Below are 5,196 nucleotides of genomic sequence, written 5' to 3'. Positions count from 1 at the left end.
TCAATCATCCGATCCAGAGAAAAGGTCTACATTTTTCCAAAAAATTGAGCAGCTAGAAAAATTAGGTAAAGCTATTCCTTACATAGATGAAAGTGGTTTTGCTCATGACATGCCAAGAACGCATGGACACTTTGATAAAGGCAATCGGTGTTATGAGCTCTTATGACTGGGAAGAACAAATCCCATAGGCGCTTTAATTGGCAAAGCTATAATTGTTAATTGGGTTCATATCTGGCTTACAAAGGGGGGTACGTCTTGGGTGCTGCCAAACCTTCCAAAAGAAAGCGGTAGTGTTATGGATAATGCCACTTTCCATAAAGAAAAAGCTATGAAAAATATGCTAGAAGATGCCATAGTTTGCTTTATTTTCCTCATCATTCTCCAGATCTCAATCCTATTGAGAAAAAATGGTCCCAAGCCAAACATATAAGAAGAACATTAACTTGTTCAATTAATTTTTTATTTCAATTCCATTTTTCGTAATCTTTTTATACTAATTTAGCTATAGTATACGCTCTTCCTCAAATGTATTTATCTCTGTTCATTTAGTGATGAGATTTTGTATTACACTATACAAAATTAATTTTATTAGTAATATTATTTCCGATTTTACCTTTAATTATTTTTTAATATAAAATATAAAAATACGTTCGCCTTGCAGTGTTAGATACAAAAAATAGTAATAATCTTTACTGTACAATAATTTTCTGCTCGAAGTCTCAGGTATTTTGGTAATCACGTTGAATTTTAAATGATATTGAATTAGAATGGGGATGTTAGATCTACAAAGTTAATAAAATATTATTGAAATTATTAAATCGAAAATTTGCTCTGTGGATTATAACATATCCCGTAGTGCTTTCTGCTCCATTTCACAATGTTCCTGCTATGGACATTCAAGCACAAGAGGGGATTCAGTTTTTTTTAGAAAAAAAATATTGTATTGCCAAGGGAAATGTTCGGATAAAACAGGGGGAGACAACAATTTTTTGCCAAAAAATTAAGATTTTTTTTAAAAGTGCTAGCCTTTCAAAATCACCAGAAATTGAACGTATCGTTGCAATTGGTCAAGCAGTAGTTCATCGGGGGGCAAATGAATTGAGGGCAGATCGTTTAGTTTTTTATGTTAAAGATCAAAAACTTTTAGCGCAGTCTTGCTTTAATCTTGGCGTTAGTCTTTTTCAGCGTGAACGTGGTGTTGCAATGCAGACCAAGGAGCTGCAGTACGATTTAAATTCTCAAGAAGGCGTTGCAACGCAGGGAGCACAGCTAAACCATCCCAAAGGGTGGTTGCGATCTGATACCATTTGTTTTTCTTTTTCTAAGAAATCTCCACAACCCTTAAAAGTTTTTGCTGGTTTGGAAAATTTGAATAAGGATTCAAAATTTTTAGTTCAAGCAAAAGGAAATGTAAAAATGATGTATGAAGATTGGAAGATAATCTCAAAGGAAGCGTTTTACGATGAAGCTGAAGAAAAACTTCAATTACTTGGGGCGGTACAAGTTGCTAATGGAAAAGAAAATTTTGGAACAACACAGCGTGCTGTTTTAGATTTAAAAAAACGGTGCTACAGGATCCAAGCTCTCGAGAAACGTTCCTGTGTCTTAATGATACCTGCACATCAAACGCTTTCTTTAAAAAAAATCAAGAGAAAATAAATGAATTTTTTCGCTCAAAAATTGTGCTACAAATCAGGGCAAAAACAAATTGTTCAAGAAGTATCTTTAAAGATTTTTTCTGGAGAAAGTGTGGCGTTGCTTGGGCCAAACGGTGCAGGAAAAACTTCGACTTTTTTGTTAATGTCAGGGCTAATTGTTCCATCTCAAGGAGATATTTTTCTTAACGATCAGAATGTGACACGCTGGCCTTTATACAGAAAAGCTCGATTAGGCATCAGGTACTTACCTCAGGAAAGTTCTGTATTTCGAGATCTTAGTGTAGAAAATAATCTAAAGATTATTTTAGAACGTGTGTACACTTCAACAAAAGATCGAAAGTTTTACCTAGAGCTTTTATTGAATGATTTTCGGTTAACAGCTCAACGAAATTCTTTGGGGGGCGTTTTGTCAGGAGGGGAAAGACGTCGATTAGAGATTGCTAGAGCATTGATTGGAAATCCAAAGTTTCTGCTCTTAGATGAGCCTTTTGCAGGTATTGATCCACGTTCCATTGAAGATGTACAAGAACTTATCCGCACTTTAAAGCAAAAAAACATTGGAGTACTTATAACCGATCATAACGTGCGAGAAACTCTAAGCCTTGTAGACCGAGTTTACATTATGTTTGAAGGGCGCGTCTTAAAGGAAGGCACTCCAGAAAGTGTACTAAAGAGTGAAAAGGTGCGCTCGCTTTACCTTGGCAGTGCTTTTAGTCTATAGGACAGATGTTTTAAATAAACATTCATTGCTTTCAAATAAAAATAATAGAAGACGATTGACTTCTACTATACAATACGTTTTAAGGGAAGCTGATCCCAGCGACGACCTAAAATCCAAAAAATCCCTCCGAAAAACCCATAAAATAAAACGCTTTTAACCCAATACTCTCTTAAAATTTCTTTTTGCTGCTTTAGGTTTAAAAGTGCTAACTTTTCTTGAGATAATAGCGGGAATTCAGGAGATTCTTGCGAAAAAGTCACAGGAATTTTTATAGAAGAATCTAGCCAATAGGAAGGTGTCCACACTTGATAAGATAAAATTCCAAGACACCCCCAGCTTAAAAGCCCTGCTAATTTGAATACTGATGGGGTTGCTATACGAAAGAAAAGGAGTCTTCCATGAAAGGTGTATCCATTGTCTCTTAAATGCTTTCTCAGCAAATAAAACCCTTCTATAAAACAAAAAGGACTTAAAGCAAAAATCAAAACAGAAATGAAAAAATTGTTACGTGCACGACGATAAAGCATGTTTTCAAGAGTTTTTCGCGCACTTTGTTTTTCTAAAAAATACAATTTTGTTACCACCGCTTGTCCTTGTCTATATCCTTGAATAATATTTTGTAATCTTCCTATTCTATAAAAATCTTCAGCTTCCATAGCCTTTACATAATCATTATTTAACTGATGAAAAATGGGAGCTTTTAATCTGGCAATGTTCTTAAAAATTCTAACTTGGGAGCTTCCAGGATAAGGAGCAAAAGTTAAAGTCCAAAACCCAAAGATACTTCCAGCTGCCAGCACACTCCCCAAAGCAAACCAAAACCGAAAATAAAAGCTAGGAGAAATAATAAAAGATGAGCGAATTTCTAACAAGGCCTTATTGAGTATATAAAATCGAGGATTCATAACAATATCCTAATACCAATTTAGACGCCACCATATCACAAAAAATTTAAAAAAATTCTAATTTTTGACTTTTTTAAAACACTAAACTAAAGCGCAATGTTGAAAAGAAAACTAAGCCCCGTACTCAATTAAGCCAAACGACAAGTAAAGCCAAGTGAATAGCGCCAAGAAAATTTACGGACGTTTTATAATAACGCGGGGAATGGTTCTGTATTGCTTTCAGTTTAGCGAAGAAATTTTCGATCAAACGACGGGATTTAAAGAGATTTTTCATAATGCTCCAAATTGTGTTTTTTAGGGGAGATCACGACCTTGCCCCCCTTTTCCTTGAGTTTTCGCCGCCCCTTTCATCAGCATCATACGATTTATCGGCAAGCACTCCATCAGCCTTCACGAAGCCATCAACGCATCGGCGCCTTCTGAATCATAGGGCTGACCTTTTGTCAACTGAAAAGCGATGGGATTTCTGGTGAGATTGCCTTGGGCGTCACAGATTGCATGAATCTTCGTACTCAGATGGCCTGGTTCTCGTTTTTTTTAGTTCCAGCGCTGTGTTAGTGGGCGCGCACAATCGTGGAATCGATCATCGCGTACTCGTTTTGGCGTCTTTTGCCAGCACCTCAAAGACTCTTTTCCTTACTTCCTTTTGGCTCTAGCGGGCATGGAAGCTATCGCTAAATCTCTCTGGCAGATTTTTTTCTATCCATCCCACTGATCCCCCTCAACGCATAACGTTTCATTGAATAAAAATTTCTTTTGGATTTTCTATTAAATTCTCAAAAAACAACTCAATTGAGGACGGGCCCTAGTCTATTCTTACGATTTTTTCCTGCTAAATAGAACTTTTTTCCAAAGCTTCTTATCTTGTGCACACCAAAAAAGCACCTCACGCTGAAGTACTTTTTGTATCAGAAAAAAGAAAAAAATAAATTTAACTAACTATAGAAATAAAAAAAAATTATTTCAGAGAAGTAAAAGCTATCTGTCGGAGTAGCGGGATTTGAACCCACGGCCCCCACACCCCCAGCGTGATGCGCTACCAGGCTGCGCTATACTCCGATAGTCTGATTGTAAAGCATTTTGATGAAAAAAACTAGAGCGGAAATTTTAGCTCCTATAGTTTTTTGGAACTAGGCCTCATCCTCAAGTAAGTTCCTTTTTTATATTTTTTGAGAATCACTAATAGAAAATTCAAAAGAAATTTTTATTCAATGAAACGTTGTGCGTTGAGGGGGATCAGTGGGATAGGAAAAAGGATCTTTTACTCGGAAAACCGGGAGATATGGGCGTTAAATTTAGGTTAAACTATATATTTTGAAGAAGCACGAAATAGCGTCGAATAGAGCATTGAAATTTGGTATATTGCATTCAATCTACCTCTTCATATTAGCCCAGATTTTCTCTATTGGATTTAAATCAGAAGAGTAAGGAGGCAGAAAAATTATACTGCATTTTACAGATTCTATTAAGTCTATACTTCTCTTGAATTGATGAAAAGAGGCATTATCCATAATAATAACCTGTATTCATAATTTAGCTAACCTTCTTAATAGGATCATGGAATGGGCTATCATACTCATGTTTTCAGCAGTCCCTAGGGCAATTTCATAATCTTTAGATACCCTTCGAAAATGATTTAGCTATCCTATGTCCTTTCGATAATCCAACACTTTGGAAGTATGGCCCATCTATAGTTTGATTCAATAGAGTTCTCACAAATTCCTCCATGGGTTTTTCTATATCCAGCATCTGCACAAACTCCCTTTAATGTATGTCATTGGCCTTATGAACCGTGATATGGAGCAGATTGCCTTGCCTATCAACACCACTATGCCGTTTACGTATCTTTTTTCCCCCCATCTATACCTATTTTTTCTGAGGCTCCTGTGGGGTTAACACTTGTTTTAACACT

6 protein-coding genes and 1 tRNA gene are annotated in these 5,196 nt (G+C 36.1%); 3 read left to right on the top strand and 4 right to left on the bottom strand.

Features of this window, described 5'->3' with window-relative positions:
- Positions 1 to 225 precede the first annotated feature (225 nt).
- Positions 226 to 375, bottom strand: coding sequence for a hypothetical protein (locus tag K737_RS11210; protein WP_235075665.1), 150 nt, complete (start codon positions 373 to 375; stop codon positions 226 to 228).
- On the opposite strand from K737_RS11210, the gene K737_RS12110 reads away from it, so the two are divergent.
- The 3 genes from K737_RS12110 (at position 358) to lptB (ending at position 2,379) form a co-directional block, all read left to right on the top strand.
- Positions 358 to 483 carry a transposase gene (locus K737_RS12110; RefSeq protein ID WP_152531050.1) on the top strand — a complete coding sequence of 42 codons (126 nt, stop codon included), beginning with the start codon at positions 358 to 360 and terminating at the stop codon, positions 481 to 483. The two genes, K737_RS11210 and K737_RS12110, sit on opposite strands and share 18 nt — an antisense overlap.
- A 321-nt stretch (positions 484 to 804) precedes the next feature.
- Positions 805 to 1,659: an LptA/OstA family protein gene (locus K737_RS05265; protein ID WP_006293294.1), complete on the top strand. Its 855-nt coding sequence runs from the start codon at positions 805 to 807 to the stop codon at positions 1,657 to 1,659.
- Positions 1,660 to 2,379: an LPS export ABC transporter ATP-binding protein gene (gene lptB / locus K737_RS05260; RefSeq protein ID WP_006293296.1), complete on the top strand. Its 720-nt coding sequence runs from the start codon at positions 1,660 to 1,662 to the stop codon at positions 2,377 to 2,379.
- A gap of 65 nt (positions 2,380 to 2,444) precedes the next feature.
- Here the strand turns inward: lptB and K737_RS05255 are convergent, their stop codons facing one another.
- From K737_RS05255 to K737_RS08375, 3 genes are all read right to left on the bottom strand, one after another.
- Entirely contained in the window at positions 2,445 to 3,284 is an 840-nt protein-coding gene (locus tag K737_RS05255; RefSeq protein WP_024161484.1) for a hypothetical protein, read from the bottom strand.
- Positions 3,285 to 4,269: 985 nt separating this feature from the next.
- Positions 4,270 to 4,343: transfer RNA gene (locus K737_RS05250), tRNA-Pro, on the bottom strand.
- Between the two features lie 314 nt (positions 4,344 to 4,657).
- Positions 4,658 to 4,795, bottom strand: a complete 138-nt coding sequence (locus tag K737_RS08375) for a transposase (protein ID WP_081731185.1) — start codon at positions 4,793 to 4,795, stop codon at positions 4,658 to 4,660.
- Positions 4,796 to 5,196 lie beyond the last annotated feature (401 nt).

The sequence above is a fragment of the Holospora undulata HU1 genome, assembly GCF_000388175.3.
GTDB lineage: Bacteria > Pseudomonadota > Alphaproteobacteria > Holosporales > Holosporaceae > Holospora > Holospora undulata_A.
The sequence above is the reverse complement of the archived record's forward strand: the minus strand, read 5'-3'. Positions and strand labels throughout refer to the sequence as shown.

Coding starts and splice junctions, on each gene's coding strand:
- K737_RS11210 (WP_235075665.1), bottom strand. CDS start 375: ATGAGGAAAATAAAGCAAACTATGGCATCTTCTAGCATATTTTTCATA.
- lptB (WP_006293296.1), top strand. CDS start 1,660: ATGAATTTTTTCGCTCAAAAATTGTGCTACAAATCAGGGCAAAAACAA.
- K737_RS05255 (WP_024161484.1), bottom strand. CDS start 3,284: ATGAATCCTCGATTTTATATACTCAATAAGGCCTTGTTAGAAATTCGC.
- K737_RS08375 (WP_081731185.1), bottom strand. CDS start 4,795: ATGGATAATGCCTCTTTTCATCAATTCAAGAGAAGTATAGACTTAATA.